The following is a 15,779-nucleotide window of genomic DNA, read 5'->3' as shown; positions in this document are numbered from 1 at the left end:
TTCATGTCCGGACTGAATGACTATCTGGTCCGCTCGGCGGCCGCGATCACCGCGACAGTCGAGCGTGACCTGACCGCCGAGATGGAACGTGCTGTGAGTGCGGTCGTCGCCGCGCTTTCCTCGGGCAAGGCGCTGCTGGTCTGCGGCAATGGCGGCTCGGCCAGCGACGCCATCCACATTGCCACCGAACTGGTCGGCCGCTTCCTTAAGGAGCGCAAGGCCTACAATGTGATTGCGCTGCCGGCCAACGCGGGCATGCTGACCGCCTGGGGCAATGACTATGGCTTCGACACCGTGTTTTCGCGCCAGGTCGAGGCGCATGGCGCGCCCGGCGGCGTGCTGCTTGCCATCTCGACCAGCGGCAATTCGCCGAGCATTCTGGCTGCCGCCGAACAGGCTCGGATGATGGGCATGACGGTGGTCAGCCTCACCGGCGACAGCGGTGGCAAACTCAAGCCGCTCACCGACATACTGCTCAACGTGCCCTCGACCTCGACGCCGATCATCCAGCAGGGACATCTCTGCCTCTACCACTATCTCTGCGAGGTGGTGGAAGACCGTCTGTCGAATGGCTGACACCGGGGCCTACGGTCCATACCCGCTGGCTGAGCCCGGCCTGTGGGTTGAGCGGGTGGGTTCGCGGGTGTTTCCAGCCAACGCGCCGGCGCTGTTCCTCGACCGCGACGGCACCATCAATGTCGACACCGGCTATCCCGACGATCCAGCCAAAATGGCGCTGCGCGACGGCATCGTGCCGGTCATCGCGGCGGCCAACCGGGGCAACATCCCGGTGGTCATCGTCACCAACCAGTCCGGCATCGCGCGCGGCTATTTCGGCTGGAAGGAATTTGCCGCGGTCAACGGCCGGGTTCTCAAGCTGCTTGCCGCCGGCGATGCCTTCGTCGACATGGTTCTGGCCTGCGCCTACCACGAGGCGGGCAGCGGGCCACTGGCGGTCGCCGACCATCCAATGCGCAAGCCCAATCCGGGCATGCTGCTACAGGCCCGGCAGCGTCTCGGCCTCGATCTCAAGCGCTCGCTGATAGTCGGCGACAAGGCCGCGGATATGCAGGCCGGACAACGTGCCGGCCTGCCGCGCGGCTGGCTGGTGGATGGCGAGGGAAGTAATGAGCCGGGCTTCGAGGTTCTGCCGCTGCGCAACCCCGATGATCTGGAACGGCTTTTGAGAGCTGTCGAGTCGCTCGGATCGAGACTGATTTAGCTTTCCGGATCTGTTGCGACGCAATCTCAATGGGTTAGCTTGAGCGTTTCACCGTTTCGCAGAAACGGCGAGCCGATCCATTTCTTTGCTTTGACGCTATTCCCCAGGAAAGCACCACGCTCTTTTGCGGAAAAACTGCAGAGATCAGACATCATTCAAGCAAGAAATTTGCAGATGTCATTCCATCGAAGAACGAGGGGAATTCATTGAAGAAAGCAATCTCTGTTGCCGTTGTCTTGTTGATATTGGCTGTGCTTTCAGCCGTGGGGTATGTCTGGCAAAAACACGGCGTGTATGGGCTCAATGCACTTCTTCGCCGCGGCGGAAGCTACTGGATCGCCGTTGCACCCGACGATGCGCGTCTCTCGCCTGCCATGCAGCTTGCGTTGAAATCGGAAATTCCTGATTTGACCGCTGGAGCCAGCTCATGGAATGAAACCGAGCCTGGATTCCAGGTCAGAGAAATCCCCGTCATGGCGGGCGACCGTGAAATTGACCGGCTCTATCTCAACCGTTTCGATCCAGCCAAATTCCGTTTCGTTGCCCGTAACGAGCCCAGTGGTGCCAAGGACATCGACCAGTGGGAAGCGGCACTCAATCCACAAGGCACAGGCGGCACCGTTCTGATCGTCAATGGCAGTTATTTCGGACTGAAGGGCGAAGCCGACACGCCCTTTGTCAGCATGGGTGCGAGGCTCGGGCCGGATGAATACGATGCGAAGGCCGGCGCCTGGTTCGTGAATGCCTCCGGCACGCATGTGGTCGATCTCAATTCACGTGACTGGCGCGCAGTCACGGAGAATGCCGAAAACGCTATGGTTTCCTATCCATTGCTTGTCGGTGAGGACGGCCGCAACAATGTACGCGCCAAGAGCAACTGGTTGGCCAACCGCACCTTTATCGCGGAAGATCGTCAGGGCTGGATCATCGTCGGTTCGACCAAGGACGCTTTCTTCTCGCTGGACCGGCTAGCAAACTTCCTGTTGCAGACCGACCTCGATCTCAAGACGGCGCTAAACCTCGATGGCGGGCCTGTTGCCTGCCTCAGCGTCCGCTCCGGGAACTACCGGTTGAAACACTATGCCAAGTGGGAAGCCCAGGTCGCGGATGGCGACGTCTCACTGCTTCAAGCACCGCTAGATGTGCCCTGGGGATTGCCTGTTGTTCTCACGGTGGAGCGCAGGTAGCAGATCCTGCCCTTGGCAGGGTGGGTCAAAGTACTCCCGATTCCGTAGCTGAAACCGGATGGCATATTCAACCTTGGCCGCTCATGTTCACGCAATCTGACCCGGAATACCCTACGATTTCGGCGCCAGAATTCGCTTTCTGGCTCATATTCGTCGTCAAAATGATTGTGATCGGCGCGGCGTTCTCGCGTCAAAAAACATTTTCCGTCTCAAATGGTTGCCGCATGTCATCACATTCGTCTGGCTTGCTTGCTCACCTATTTTGCTAGCCTTTTTAGCTTTGCCGGAGATGTCCCCTGGTGAGAGCCCCGGCCCTGGGGACGGCTTCATTCTTTTGCCAGTTGTCGGAGAGGTAGCAGTGTGTCTGTTGGGGTATGTCTTGGTCGGCGTCGCACATGCTTTTTCGAAGTTAATCTCGCTTATCAGGCGCTGAACGCCACCAGCCCTTCGTCCTTGACGCGGCGGATGGTCAGCGCGGTGCGCACCGTGTCGACATTCGGCGCCGAAGCCAGTTCTTCGATGACGAAGGTCTGGAAGGTGCCGAGATCACTCGCCACGCAATGCAGCAGGAAGTCGGATTCGCCCGAGACCATCCAGGCGTCGCGCACGATCGGCCAGCCGCGAGTGCGCTCGGCGAAAGCTTTGAGCTCCGCGTCGGCTTGGTGATGCAGGCCGATCAGGCAGAAGGCGACGACATCCATGCCGAGCGCCGGCGCGTTGAGCAAGGCGCGATAGCCTCTGATGATGCCGGTTTCCTCCAGCCGCCGGACACGGCGCAGGCAGGGCGGGGCGGAAATGCCGACACGGCTCGACAGTTCGACATTGGTCATGCGCCCGTCGGCCTGAAGCTCGCGCAGAATCTTCCAGTCGATGGCATCGAGGTCGGCTTTCAGGGGCATGGCGGTCTCGGCTTAGCGCAAGAATCTTTCGCGCTCTCGTCCTTAAACGACTTTTGTGTCGATGCCAGCCCTTTGGTCGGGCGATTTCGCAACCGTAACGAAAGCGGCCATTGCGCGAATAAGCCTGTAGGCCGAAGCTTTCCGGGGACGACGGCCTGATCGTCTTGCTGGTGTGGTTGGCAACCCTTACATTACCAGCAACATTTCACGTCGTTTTCCAAGGCACACTCGATTGTCTGCCCCGCAGAGGCTTTAGATGACCACCAAGCACGCGCCTGTCCTTATCATCGGTTCCGGCCCGGCCGGCTATACCGCCGCAGTCTACGCCGCGCGCGCCATGCTCAAGCCGATGCTCGTAGCAGGCTTGCAGCAGGGCGGGCAGCTGATGATCACCACCGATGTCGAAAACTATCCGGGCTTCGCCGATCCGATCCAGGGCCCGTGGCTGATGGAGCAGATGCTGAAGCAGGCCGAGCATGTCGGCACTGACATCGTCAACGACATCATCACCGAGGTTGACCTCAATGTGCGGCCGTTCCGCGCCACGGGCGATTCCGGCACCACCTACACGGCCGACGCGCTGATCATTGCCACCGGCGCGCAGGCGAAATGGCTGGGCATCCCCACCGAACAGACCTTCATGGGCTTCGGCGTGTCGGCCTGCGCCACCTGCGATGGTTTTTTCTATCGCGGCAAGGATGTCGCTGTCATCGGCGGCGGCAATTCGGCGGTGGAGGAGGCGCTCTATCTCTCCAATCTGGCGAAGAGCGTGACCGTCATCCACCGGCGCAACGATTTCCGCGCCGAGCGCATCCTGCGTGAGCGGCTGTTGAAAAAGGACAATGTCCGAGTCATCTGGGACACGATCGTCGACGAGATCACCGGCCGGCCCGGCAAGACGCCGCTGCCGCCTTCGGTCGAAGGGCTGAAGCTCAGAAATGCGGTGACCGGCGAGGTCACCCATCTCCAGGTGGACGGCGTGTTCGTGGCGATCGGCCATGCGCCGGCGGTGGAATTGTTTGTCGGCAAGCTGAAGCAGAAGCCGAACGGCTATCTGTGGACGGCGCCGAATTCGACCCGCACCGATGTGCCCGGCGTGTTCGCCGCCGGTGACGTAACCGACGACATCTACCGTCAGGCGGTGACCGCCGCCGGGCTCGGCTGCATGGCCGCGCTCGAGGCGGAAAAATACCTGGCCGGCATCGAGGTGCACCGCGAAGCGGCGGAATAAAATCTATCAAGACGGCGTCGCAAGCCGTTCAAAAGCCTGATTTTTCATTCAGACGCCAAGAACAGAACGAGGGGAATTCAATGGCGTTGGACTGGGACAAGCTTCGCGTGTTTCACGCAGCGGCGGAGGCTGGGTCGTTTACCCATGCCGCCGAGACTTTGCACCTGTCGCAATCGGCGATTTCACGCCAGGTCAGCGCGCTCGAACATGATGTCGGGGTGCCGCTGTTCAATCGCCATGCCCGCGGCCTGGTGCTGACCGAGCAGGGCGAAATGCTGTTCCGCACGGCGCATGACGTGCTGATGAAGCTCGAGACCATCAAGTCGAAGCTGACCGAGGCCAAGGACCGTCCCTCAGGCGTGCTGAGGGTAACGACCACGGTCGGGCTCGGCGCCGGCTGGCTGACCGAGCGGGTGCAGGAATTCATCGAGCTCTATCCGGAAATCAGCCTGCAGCTGATCCTGGCCAATGAGGAACTCGACCTCACCATGCGCCAGGCCGACTGCGCGATACGGCTGCGCCAGCCGCAGCAGCCCGACCTTATCCAGCGCCGCCTGTTCACCGTGCATTTCCACCTCTATGCCTCGCCGTCCTATGTCGGCAAGCATGGCAAGCCGACCTCGGTCGCCGATCTGAAGAACCATCGCATCGTCACTTTCGGTGTGCCGGTGCCGTCGCATCTGTCGGAGCTGAACTGGCTGGAAACGATCGGCGATTTCGACGGTGGGCAAAGGGTGCCGACGCTGCAGATCAACGACATCTTGTCGATCAAGCGCGCCGTGCAGGGCGGCGCCGGCATCGCCATGCTGCCCGACTACGTGATCTCCAAGGAATCGGATCTGGTGCAGCTTTTGCCGGAGACCGAGGTGCCGTCCTTCGACACCTATTTCGCCTATCCCGATGCAATGAAGAACCAGGCCAAGCTGCACGTCTTCCGCGACTTCATCATCGCCAAAGCGCGCAGCTGGTCATTTTAAACATGGCCTTGGGAGGTGCTGGTCACCCCCCGCCACGGCGTCAGCCGTGGCAGCCAGCCGGGAACATTGCGGCGGTAGGTCTCGTATTCGCCACCGTAGCGGCGGGCGAGAGTCGGCTCCTCATAGAACCTGACGAAAGAGCCCATGACGATCGCGCCGATGGCGGCATAGGCAGCGACGCTCCAGCTTGAAAACAGCAACGCCTGGCCCAGGATGATCGACAGTACTGCGACATACATCGGGTTGCGGACATGGCGGTACACGCCGCCGATCACCAGTCTCTCGGTGGGCGCGACAGGCGCCGGCGTGCCGAGGCCTTCGAGCGCGAAGCGGGCAAAGGAATGGACGAGCAGGGCGATGGCCGTGACAATCAGGATGGAGCCGGCCGGCACGAAGCCGGGCACCGTCGACAGCGGCAGACGGTAGCGGTCCGTGAGCAGCCAGGGCACCAGCCCGGCGACGACACAAGGTGCGGCGATGAAGAAGACCGCGCTGCCGGCGATCGCCTGGGGTGTCCGCATGTCAGGTCTCCCTTCTTCCGGCCGACCCTTCCCATCCCGCTGCCGCAAAAATAAACGCCTGTTGCCCGATTCAACGTCATTCGGCTTTTTGCCCGCGAGCGCGAGAATCAGCCCGACTTGCGGTTCTGCGAAGGCAACAGCACGGTCGCGCCATTCATTTGGCAACTTTTCGTGGTCTTATGGCCCCTAGACATGGGTTAGTCCACAGCCTGTACCTTTTTGCATGCGTGTGTTGCAAAATAGATGCTTGTTTCTTGGGCATGAACAGCACATATATAGATCATCTCCTGGGCGCGTTCTCCTCCCATTAGCGCCCTCGAGTGTTCCCCTCTGGAGGTTAGCCTTAACAGGCACTTCCAATCAAACTCAGCCGGATCTTCATTGATCCGGCTTTTTTGTTTCCGGGCCTGCCGTAGCCAGCGAAAAATCGAGCAAAATCGCCGCGTAACAGTGACATGTAACCTCAGGTAACATGCCGCAGGCGCGATTCATCGTTTAAGCAGATCATAGGACGCGGTGTGGTTCGACCGGGAGATGGGGGCATCACTCGGAAGATCCGGGCTCAGGCAGCTACCGCGTCCGAACCTATTCGTCTGTCAGTGCCGTATGGCGCGGCGGATACGTGCGGCGGACCTGCCGTTTTCCTCCCAAGAAGACGGTCCGCAATAAGAGCGGCGTCCGGGTCACCCGGGCGCCGTTTTTTGTGCGGATCATCCTTCGGCCTGTCAGGCAGCCTTGCCGTTGGCGTTCATCGCCTCGTCGGCCAACCGTCCGGTCAGCTCGGCCATGTGATCGAAGGCGCAACGATAGCTGGCGACGCCGGAGGTCGCCGAGCGCAGTTCGATGATCAGGTCGCCGATCTCGGCCTGCGGCATGGTCGCCTCCACGACATCCCATCCCGGCCAGTCAGGCCGCGCGTCGTAGCCAAGGATCTGCCCGCGCCGTTGCGGGATCAGCGCGATGATCTTCGAAGTGGCTTCGGACGGCGTGACGATCTCGACCTTCATGACCGGCTCGAGTAGCACCGGCGAGCAGGCCGCCATGCCTTCCTTCATGGCCAGCTTGGCCGCCATCTGGAAAGCCATGTCGGAGGAATCGACGGCGTGGTAGGAGCCGTCGGAGAGGTTGACGGCGACATCGACGACAGGGAAGCCGAGCGGGCCGGATTTCAGATAATCGCGCACGCCGGTTTCGACCGACTGGATGTAGGTCTTGGGCACGACGCCGCCGGTGATGGTGTCCGAGAACTGAAAGCCGGAGCCGCGCGGCAGCGGCTTGATCTCGATCACCACATCGCCGAACTGGCCATGGCCGCCGGACTGCTTCTTGTGGCGGCCGCGCTGCTGCACCGTCTTTCGGATCGTCTCGCGATAGGGGACGGCAGGCGCATGGCCTTCGACCGGAATCTGATTCTTGCCTTCCAGCCGCTCGCGCACGACCCGCAGATGCATCTCGCCATGGCCGGACAGCACGGTCTCGGCCGAGTCCTGGTTGTGGCGCAAGGTGAGCGAGGGATCTTCCTCGGCCAGGCGCTGGATGGCCGCCGACATTTTGACCTCGTCCTTGCGCTCCTTCGGCCGCAGGGCAAAGGCAAAGACCGGCTGCGGCGGCGTCAGCGTGACCAGCGGCTTGATACCGCCCTTCGTGGAGCTCAACGTCTGGCCGGTCTTGACCTCGTCCAGCTTGCCCAACGCCACCGTGTCGCCGGCCTTGGCAGCGGTGAGCTTGGACTGGTCCTTGCCGAGCATCTTGTAGATGCCGGAGACCTTCGCCGTCTCGCCATTCGACAAATAGAGTTCGGCTGCATCGGCGATCTGGCCGGAGAGTACGCGCGACACGGACAGCTTGCCGCCATGCGCGGTGTGGATGGTCTTCATCACCTGGACCACGGTGTGATTGCCGTCGGGGACGCCGAGCCGTTTGCGCGTCGCCTCGACATCCGGTGCATCATGGCGGATCGCCTTCAAAAGGCGCAGCACGCCGTTGCCTTTTTCGGCGGTGCCGATCAGCACCGGCGTTATGGCGCCGGCGCGCAGGTCGGCGGACAGATCGTCGAAGACCGCGTCTTTCGGCGGCTCGATCTCCTCCAGTAGCTGCTCCATCAACTGGTCGTCATGGTCGGCAAGCGTCTCCAGCATGGAGAAGCGAGCCTCCAGTTCGCGCGCCTTGTCGTCAGTTGGAATTTCGGCAACCTGGCTTTCGGCATATTCGCGGTAGATGTAGGCGCGCTCCAGCGCCAGGTCGATCGAACCGATCACCACATTGTCCTTGCGCAGCGGGATCTGGCGCAGCAACAGCGGCGCCGCGCTCGTCGGCTGCAGCATCTTCAGCGTATCGCGTACGCCGGCAATTGCCTTGTCGACCTTGTTGAGGAACAGGATGCGCGGCACGCCGAGATCGTCGAGCTTGCGCATGATGAGCTGCAAGGCTGGGATCTTCTTCTCGTCGGCCTCGGCGACGACCACCGCGAGATCGCAGGCTGCCAGCACCGGCTCGGCCTCGAAGGAGAATTCGATCGATCCGGGACAGTCGACGAAGGTGATCCGCTCGCCCATGAATTCGGTGGTGGCAAAGGTCGCCTCGACGCTCATGGCGTGCGCCCGCGCCTCGGGCGAATGATCGGAAACGGTGCTTCCCGATGAAACGGGATTTTGGCGGGGGATGGCGCCCGTACGGGCGAGGATGGCTTCGAGAAGTGTCGTCTTACCGCTTGCAAAGGGACCGACTATGGCAATGCATTTCGGTCCCGTGCGTCGTCCTCCGGCGCGAGTACCCATGGCTGACCTCCACTCAGGCGTTGCCCTTGGAGTGCGATCAGCAAAAGTGGAAACGGTTTTGCGCCGATCGCACCCTGTCGTGAGCGGCGGCCGGCCTGTTCGACCGTCGCGGGCGGGGTTGTTTTCATTTAGCCACCTGCCCAACCCATCGTCCCACGGGTTAGCCGGGAGGGCAAGGAAAATAGAAATCGCGCCGCCGTCAGGCGGCCGAGGCAAGACCCGGGGATCAGAACCGTCGGGCGATTTCAGCTTGCCTGAGTGCGGCGCGTGGGCGTGGCGGCTGCACTCTGCTTCACCACCATCTCGGCGTAGCGCGACAGCAACGGGTTGAACAGGTCCGGACGTTCCCAGAAGGGCGCATGGCCGGCGCTTGGTATGACATGGCATTGTTCCCACAGCGAGCCATAGGCCACCGTCTCGAAGTAACTCAGCCGCACCAGCGGATCATGCTCTCCATTGATCACCGCAACCGGGAACGGGGCGTGCTCGACCACCTGTTTCTGGTCGGCGCCCTTGCCCGCAAACATGGAGCGCGCCACGCCGGCGCGAAGCCGGCCGTCGGTGCGCCTGATGGCTTCGCGGAAAGACGGACTGGCGGTGTCGCCGTAGCACAGAGCCTCAAAACGCTCGATGTCGCGTTCGGAGTAGACCTTCTTGGAGGCGAGCAGCATGTCCCAGTTGGCGTGAAAGCCGCGCAGCATGCCAAGCGGCCCCCGCGACACCGGCGGCGCTCCGGTCAGCACCAGGCCGCTGACCGCATGGTGAAAGCTGGCCAGTTCGACCGCCACATGGCCGCCGAGCGACCAGCCGAAGATGATGGCGTGGCCGATGCCCAAAGCGTCGAGAAGCCGGGCTGTGGTCTGGGCAAGGCCGGTAATCGTATAGGCGGTCGCCGGGTCGCGGGCATCGGAGGACTCGCCGTGGCCGGGAAGGTCGAAGGCGATCAGCCGATGGGCGTCGGCAAGCGGGCTATCGAACTGACGGGCAAACACGGCGCGCGAACTGCCCGAGCCATGGATCATGACGATGGGCATGCCGGACCCAGACGACTGGCTGAGGCGCAAGTCGGCCTGCGGCGTGCGGATGGTGCGGTGAGTGATGCTCATGCTGGATTAGACCTTGAGATTTGCCTGACCGCCAACATCGCATCGCTGGCTCTATATGTTCTTTAAACATGTGGTTAAGAAACGATTTCTAAAGAGATAGCCGGCACGAACCTCCGGCTCCATGGCAACCACCCGCGGAATCCCGACAATGGAACCAGTCCTCGATCTTCTTGTCTCGATCTGCAGCATCGCGACGCTTGGCCAGTATGTCTGGTCGATGCGGGCGCATTTCCAATCGCAGGCGATGTCTCCAGGCGCCATGGTGATTTCGGCGGCGGTCATCGCCACGGCGCTGTTCTTTCTCGCCATCCTTTGGATCCAATCGCAGCCGGGTTCGGCAAAGCTCACCGGACTTGCCGTCGAACTGGCGAGCTCTGCCCTGTTCTGGTGGGCGATTGTCACGTCGCGCAAGGCGCGGTTGCGCTTCGCCTTCGCACCCGACGATCCGCACAGCCTGCTGACCGACGGCCCCTACGGCCATGTCCGCCACCCCTTCTATACGTCCTACATCGTCTTCTGGATCGGGTGGGGGATCGCGATCTGGTCGGTCTGGGCGGTGGTGCCGGTCGCCGGGATCGCTATCCTCTATGTGTTTGCGGCGCTGGACGAAGAGAAGAAATTTTCGCGCACGCCGCTGGCCGGAGCCTACGCGGACTATCGCGTACGTGCCGGCCTGTTCTGGCCCCGGCTGGGGTGGTAGCCGGCACCGGGGCAGGGTAGGTTCTGCCAAACTTAGGGGTCACCAGAGATGAAGATCATTGCCTGCGGCAGCGTGCCGACCCTCATCGCACCGGAGAAGTATTTCACTGGCCGCGTGCTGCAGACGCCCATCATCGAGAAGGAAGCGCCGGCGCGGCTGCGGGCCACGCTGGTCAGCTTCGAGCCTGGCGCGCGTACCCACTGGCACACGCATCCGCTCGGCCAAACGCTCTATGTCACGTCGGGCGCCGGCCTTGCGCAGACATGGGGCGGGCCGATCCAGCAGATCAAGGCGGGCGACGTGATCTCGTTCGAGCCGGGCGAGAAGCACTGGCACGGCGCGGGTCCAAAGACGACAATGACCCACGTCGCCATGCAGGAAGCGCTGGACGGCGTCCACGCAGATTGGATGGAAGCGGTCACCAGCGAGCAGTATGGCGGCTGAGGTCTGCTCCTGACAAAAACCCGGCTCGAAGCCGGGTTTCATGTCTCGGTGCCGCCAGTTCAGGTCAGCGATGCCGTGAACCGCTGGATGCGGGTGCAGGCTTCCTCCAGCAGCGTCTCCGACGTGGCGTAGGAGATCCGGAAGTTGGGGCCGAGGCCGAAGGCCGAGCCGAACACCACTGCGACACCCTCGCCTTCGAGCAATTCGGAGCAGAAAGTCTCGTCGGTGTCGATTATCTTGCCGGCTTTGGTCTTCTTGCCAATCAGCTGGGCACAGGACGGGTAGACATAGAAGGCGCCTTCCGGCGACGGGCAGGTTATGCCGCGCGCCTGGTTGAGCATCGACACGACGAGGTCGCGACGGCCCTGAAAGATCGCCTTGTTCCTGGCGACGAAATCCTGGGGGCCGTTGAGCGCCTCGACCGAGGCCCATTGCGCGATGGTGCAGGCGCCCGAGGTCTGCTGGCCCTGGATCATGTCCATCGCCTTGATCAGCTGGACGGGACCCGCGGCATAGCCGATGCGCCAGCCGGTCATGGCGTAGGCTTTCGAGACGCCGTTCATGGTCAGCGTGCGCTCGTAGAGTTTCGGCTCGACCTCGGCGATCGTCCTGAAGACGAAGTCGCCATAGGTCAGGTGTTCGTACATGTCGTCGGTCAGTGTCCAGACATGCGGATGCTTCAAGAGCACGTCGGCCAGCGCGCGCAGCTCGGCTTCCGTGTATGCGGCGCCGGACGGGTTCGACGGCGAGTTCATCAACAGCCATTTGGTCTTCGGCGTGATCGCCTTTTCCAGCACGGCGGGAGTCAGCTTGAAACCATTGTCGATCGAAGTATCGGCGAACACCGAGGTGCCGCCGCAGATCGCCACCATTTCGGGATAGCTGACCCAATAGGGGCGGGGGATGATGACCTCGTCGCCTGGGTTCAGCGTCGCCATGAAGGCGTTGAACAGGATCTGCTTGCCGCCGGTGCCGACAATGGTCTGCTCGAGCTTGTAGTCGAGATTGTTCTCGCGCTTGAATTTTTTCGCGATCGCCTCGCGCAGCGGCGCGATGCCCGAAACCGGCGGGTATTTGGTCTCGCCGCGGCGGATCGCCTCGATCGCCGCATTCTTGATGTTGTCGGGCGTGTCGAAATCCGGTTCGCCAGCGCCGAGGCCGATAATGTCGCGGCCGGCATTTTTCAGCTCGCGGGCTTTCTGCGTCACCGCGATGGTGGCGGAAGGCTTTACGCGGGCAAGGGCGTCGGCAAGAAAGGCCATGACCAGATATCTCCAGAGGGGTCGGCGCAACCGCAAACAGCTGCGGCGCTTCTCATGTCGCATCGACTCGGCAAGTGCAAGCATTGTCGGATGAGCCAGGGCTCAAGGACCTGTGAAGATGCCTTTTTGGAGCGCGTGCATGACGGTTTCACTCTGAGTTGCGGGCTCTGCAATCGACGGCTTATCCCCGGCAAGACTAAATTCATCAACGGCCGCTAAAACCTTTGACGGCAGGATCGCCAGCCATTTCGCCTGTCTCGCGGAGCGAGGGACCCTTGTCGCGCAGCACCGGGCTTGCCCACATCATCCGTCACGATGACGGCACCGCTTCAGGTGTCTGGGGTCCCTACACGCTGCAGAGCGCCTTTCAGCCGATCTTCGCCTTCAAGGACGGCAAGCTCTCGATCGCAGCGTTCGAGGGGCTGATCCGGCCGTTTCGTGACGGCGAGCCGCAATCGCCGATGAACTTCTTCCGCACCTGTCCGGCCGGCGACCGCCTGCATATCGAGGCGCTGACGCGCACGCTGCATTTGCTCAATGCCGGCGCCTGCCTGCCGCAAGAGGCTTCGATCTTCGTCAATTTCGATCCGTCGGTGTTTACCGAGCGCTCCATCGCCGATAACGCGCTGCGCGACATGCGGCTGGTGCTGCACGAAGCCGGGATCGATCCGCGCCGCATCGTGTGCGAGGTGACCGAGCAGAAGTCGGCGTCGCAGGAAACGCTCTACAGCTTTGTCGAGGCGCTGCGGGCCAATGGCTTTCGCATTGCCGTCGACGATTACGGCGCCGATGAATCCGACATCAACCGCATCAAGGAGCTCAAGCCCGACATCGTCAAATTCGATGCGCACTGGATCACGCAGCTCATGGAATCCGGCGCCGGCTTTGCCCTGCTGACTGCCATGGTGACGAACTTCGAACTACAGGGCATCCGCACGGTGTTCGAAGGCATCGAGGAAGGCTGGCAGCTTGAATTGGCCGAGAAATCCGGCGCATCGATGGTGCAGGGCTTCGTGCTGGCGAAGCCGGAACTGGCGCCGACCAGCTTTCGCGCTTTCGGCAAGGATGGGCAGCCGTCTGTCGCGGCGGCCGAGCCTGGCAAGACGCCTGCCGGCCCGACTGCAGCGCCTCCGGCGCGGCCGGGCAGGGTGTTCGGGCGCAGGACCGGGCCATGACCGGGCAGCGCGAGAGGCGTCGCGATATCGGCGAAGCGATCTTTGCCGACGAGGTCGGCATCGAATACGGCGTCTACGGCGCGTTCCGGCTGAAGAGCGCCTACCAGCCGATCTTTGCGCCACGCGGCGGCGCGTTGGCCGCGGTTGCCGTCGAGGCGCTGATCGAACCGCAGCGCGCTTCCATGCCGGTTGCACCGGCCATGTTCTTCGACAGTGTTGCGCCGGGCGACCGCCTGTTTGTCGAGACGATGTGCCGGATGCTGCATCTGAAAAACTTCCGCAACATCGGCGTCGACGGGCTCGACCTGTTCTTCAATTACAACCCGATGATCAACGATCATCTCGGGCGGGCGCTGGCCGAGATCCGGCTGATGACGCGGCATCTCGGCGATCTCGACCTGCATGCCGCCATGCTGGTCTGCGAGATCACCGAACAGGCGGCCGACGATCGTGTGCTGGCCCGGCTCGCGCGCGAGATGCGGCGCCACGGCATCCGCATCGCCATCGACGATTTCGGCACCGGCCACTCGACCGCGGAGCGGATGAACCTGCTCCAGCCGGATATCGTGAAGATCGACGGCGGCTGGTTCGCCGAATTCTGCCGCCACGCTGCCGCCGAGCGCTTCTTCCGGCCGCTCGTCTCGTCGCTACACGATCGCGGCGCCAAGGTGCTGGTCGAAGGCATCGAGCAATCCGTGCATCTGCGCGTCGCGCTGGATGGCGGCGTCGACCTGCTACAGGGGTTCCATCTCGGCCGCCCGGCGCTGGCCGGCACGATCTTCAACCGGGAGCCGCTGTCGATCGAGGCGCTGCTTGGCGCCGACAACAAGGTGGTGCCGCTGCATCTGCGGCGCTGATTTGTGCTCGCGCTTGCCGCCGCTTCGCGGCTCGTTCCGGACCGGACGCCAACGGGCGCGATGCCCGGTTGGGCTTGCGGCCTTCGGCCGTAGCGCGCATTCAAAGAGGGCGAACTCGGCCCGCGTGAAGTTCAGCCAAAGCCTGCTCGGCAAACTTATCCAGCCGGCCAGCCTTGGCGTCCGCCTCGATCTGCATATCCCACACCTCTGCCTGATACGCTGCGAACCATTTGGTAAAGGCCTTTAGTTCTTTGGTGTTCAGGGCTGCGATGGATCTTTCAATCTGTTCGAGCTTGGTCATGGGGCGAAACTAGCATGGCCATCGTCCAATTCCAGACAAACAAAAAGGCGGGATAAATCCCGCCTTCCCATTTTCGGTAGCCTGATCGGAGCTTTAAGTCCGGGCCGGCAGCTATCTGCTGATCCAGCTTGTCGGGTCTTTCCGCTCCAGCGCGCTTCTCGCGCGACCGTCAGTACATCCGTGACTTGCCGCGCGCCCCGAACTCTCGTCCGGCGCGCGCTATCGCAAAATCAGGCTGCCTTGCTCAGAGAACCAGCGGACGACTTGCCTGTGCGGCGGTCCTGCTCGATCTCGAAGTTGATTTTCTGGCCTTCGACCAGGGTCGACAGTCCAGCGCGCTCGACAGCGGAGATGTGAACGAAAACGTCCGCACCGCCCGAATCAGGCTGAATGAAGCCGAAGCCCTTGGTGGCATTGAACCACTTGACCGTACCAGTTGCCATATGAATAGTCCTCGCATTTGCTTTGGTTTGACCGAACCGAGGTTCAGCCGGTTTGTATCGAGATTTTGGAGATAGACGTCAGCAAACGCGAAGATCGCGAGGCCCGGATCGATCGGCCGAAATATCAATGGAGCTGATATAGGCGGGTTTCGCACCAAAAACAAGATGGCTCGAAAAATGGCGTTGCGGTGGCGCCGCCCAAAGGCCGCCCCAATCGCATGAAAGCGTCGAGCAATCGGGAATATCGGGACGCCCGACGGCGTTAGTCCGGTTTTGGGAGACTGTCATGAAAACGGTTGTGAAAACCATTCTGCTTGCCGCCTGCCTGACGCTGGCGGCCGCCGAGGCGCAGGCGATCTCGCGCTACGACCCCACTCGTATGAGCTGCGACAGGGTGCAAGGCACGATCGCCCGCCAGGGCGCGGTCATCCTGCGCTATCAGTCCAGGCGTGTGCCGGGGCTGCCGCTCTTCGACCGCTATGTGCAGAGCCAGCAATTCTGCAATGTCGGCGAGGTCAGAAAGCGCGCCTATGTACCGAGCGCCGATACCGAATCCTGCCCGGTCTATCTCTGCAAGCGGGTCGAGAACGACCATTTTCACCGCCGCTTCCTGCGCCGTCATTAGGCATATTGATATTCAGGTGAGGCCGGCCTGCGAACGATGGTCTTCTGCGCTT

Annotated in this window: 17 protein-coding genes; 10 read left to right on the top strand and 7 right to left on the bottom strand. The window is 62.1% G+C overall.

Features of this window, described 5'->3' with window-relative positions; genetic code table 11:
• Nucleotides 1-3: 3 nt before the first annotated feature.
• From NLY36_RS07915 to NLY36_RS07905, 3 genes are all read left to right on the top strand, one after another.
• Nucleotides 4-576: a D-sedoheptulose-7-phosphate isomerase gene (locus NLY36_RS07915; RefSeq protein ID WP_023671975.1), complete on the top strand. Its 573-nt coding sequence runs from the start codon at nt 4-6 to the stop codon at nt 574-576.
• Complete coding sequence (locus NLY36_RS07910; protein ID WP_023671974.1) at nt 569-1,222, top strand: D-glycero-alpha-D-manno-heptose-1,7-bisphosphate 7-phosphatase; 654 nt, start codon at nt 569-571, stop codon at nt 1,220-1,222. Before NLY36_RS07915 ends, NLY36_RS07910 begins: the two co-directional genes overlap by 8 nt.
• 206 nt (nt 1,223-1,428) lie before the next feature.
• Nucleotides 1,429-2,409, top strand: coding sequence for a phosphodiester glycosidase family protein (locus NLY36_RS07905; protein WP_245260169.1), 981 nt, complete (start codon nt 1,429-1,431; stop codon nt 2,407-2,409).
• Nucleotides 2,410-2,831: 422 nt separating this feature from the next.
• Here NLY36_RS07905 and NLY36_RS07900 read toward each other — a convergent pair whose 3' ends face one another.
• A complete protein-coding gene (locus NLY36_RS07900) occupies nt 2,832-3,308 on the bottom strand; it encodes an Lrp/AsnC family transcriptional regulator (protein ID WP_023689719.1) in 477 nt (158 codons plus the stop codon).
• 256 nt (nt 3,309-3,564) lie between these two features.
• Between NLY36_RS07900 and trxB the strand changes: the two genes are divergently transcribed.
• Both trxB and NLY36_RS07890 read left to right on the top strand, forming a co-directional pair.
• Nucleotides 3,565-4,539, top strand: a complete 975-nt coding sequence (trxB, locus tag NLY36_RS07895; RefSeq protein WP_023689720.1) for a thioredoxin-disulfide reductase — start codon at nt 3,565-3,567, stop codon at nt 4,537-4,539.
• A gap of 80 nt (nt 4,540-4,619) precedes the next feature.
• Nucleotides 4,620-5,516 carry a LysR family transcriptional regulator gene (locus tag NLY36_RS07890; protein ID WP_023671970.1) on the top strand — a complete coding sequence of 299 codons (897 nt, stop codon included), beginning with the start codon at nt 4,620-4,622 and terminating at the stop codon, nt 5,514-5,516.
• On the opposite strand, the gene NLY36_RS07885 is transcribed toward NLY36_RS07890, so the two are convergent.
• The 3 genes from NLY36_RS07885 to NLY36_RS07875 all read right to left on the bottom strand — a co-directional run bounded on the left by NLY36_RS07885 (nt 5,513) and on the right by NLY36_RS07875 (nt 9,920).
• Entirely contained in the window at nt 5,513-6,037 is a 525-nt protein-coding gene (locus NLY36_RS07885; RefSeq protein WP_023734962.1) for a methyltransferase family protein, read from the bottom strand. The two genes, NLY36_RS07890 and NLY36_RS07885, sit on opposite strands and share 4 nt — an antisense overlap.
• Before the next feature lie 725 nt (nt 6,038-6,762).
• A complete protein-coding gene (locus NLY36_RS07880) occupies nt 6,763-8,814 on the bottom strand; it encodes an elongation factor G (RefSeq protein WP_023734961.1) in 2,052 nt (683 codons plus the stop codon).
• Nucleotides 8,815-9,059: 245 nt separating this feature from the next.
• Complete coding sequence (locus NLY36_RS07875; RefSeq protein ID WP_023695760.1) at nt 9,060-9,920, bottom strand: alpha/beta fold hydrolase; 861 nt, start codon at nt 9,918-9,920, stop codon at nt 9,060-9,062.
• Nucleotides 9,921-10,068: 148 nt separating this feature from the next.
• Here NLY36_RS07875 and NLY36_RS07870 point away from each other — a divergent pair, with 148 nt between their 5' ends.
• Entirely contained in the window at nt 10,069-10,620 is a 552-nt protein-coding gene (locus tag NLY36_RS07870) for a methyltransferase family protein (protein ID WP_023695759.1), read from the top strand.
• A gap of 48 nt (nt 10,621-10,668) precedes the next feature.
• Nucleotides 10,669-11,064, top strand: coding sequence for a (R)-mandelonitrile lyase (locus NLY36_RS07865; protein ID WP_023695758.1), 396 nt, complete (start codon nt 10,669-10,671; stop codon nt 11,062-11,064).
• A 59-nt stretch (nt 11,065-11,123) separates the two neighbouring features.
• Here NLY36_RS07865 and NLY36_RS07860 read toward each other — a convergent pair whose 3' ends face one another.
• Nucleotides 11,124-12,326, bottom strand: a complete 1,203-nt coding sequence (locus NLY36_RS07860) for a pyridoxal phosphate-dependent aminotransferase (RefSeq protein WP_023695757.1) — start codon at nt 12,324-12,326, stop codon at nt 11,124-11,126.
• Between the two features lie 275 nt (nt 12,327-12,601).
• Here NLY36_RS07860 and NLY36_RS07855 point away from each other — a divergent pair, with 275 nt between their 5' ends.
• Together NLY36_RS07855 and NLY36_RS07850 are read left to right on the top strand one after the other, a co-directional pair.
• A complete protein-coding gene (locus tag NLY36_RS07855) occupies nt 12,602-13,501 on the top strand; it encodes an EAL domain-containing protein (protein ID WP_023728195.1) in 900 nt (299 codons plus the stop codon).
• A complete protein-coding gene (locus NLY36_RS07850) occupies nt 13,498-14,358 on the top strand; it encodes an EAL domain-containing protein (RefSeq protein ID WP_023695755.1) in 861 nt (286 codons plus the stop codon). Before NLY36_RS07855 ends, NLY36_RS07850 begins: the two co-directional genes overlap by 4 nt.
• 100 nt (nt 14,359-14,458) lie before the next feature.
• Here the strand turns inward: NLY36_RS07850 and NLY36_RS07845 are convergent, their stop codons facing one another.
• On the bottom strand, nt 14,459-14,659 hold the full coding sequence (locus NLY36_RS07845; RefSeq protein ID WP_023671961.1) for a hypothetical protein: 201 nt from the start codon (nt 14,657-14,659) through the stop codon (nt 14,459-14,461).
• A 230-nt stretch (nt 14,660-14,889) separates the two neighbouring features.
• On the bottom strand, nt 14,890-15,102 hold the full coding sequence (locus NLY36_RS07840) for a cold-shock protein (protein WP_015316174.1): 213 nt from the start codon (nt 15,100-15,102) through the stop codon (nt 14,890-14,892).
• A gap of 298 nt (nt 15,103-15,400) precedes the next feature.
• Here NLY36_RS07840 and NLY36_RS07835 point away from each other — a divergent pair, with 298 nt between their 5' ends.
• Nucleotides 15,401-15,727: a hypothetical protein gene (locus NLY36_RS07835; RefSeq protein WP_023695754.1), complete on the top strand. Its 327-nt coding sequence runs from the start codon at nt 15,401-15,403 to the stop codon at nt 15,725-15,727.
• The last annotated feature ends 52 nt before the right edge of the window (nt 15,728-15,779 follow it).

Origin of the sequence: Mesorhizobium sp. C399B, assembly GCF_030323185.1 — a bacterium.
GTDB lineage: Bacteria > Pseudomonadota > Alphaproteobacteria > Rhizobiales > Rhizobiaceae > Mesorhizobium.
The sequence above is the reverse complement of the archived record's forward strand: the minus strand, read 5'-3'. Positions and strand labels throughout refer to the sequence as shown.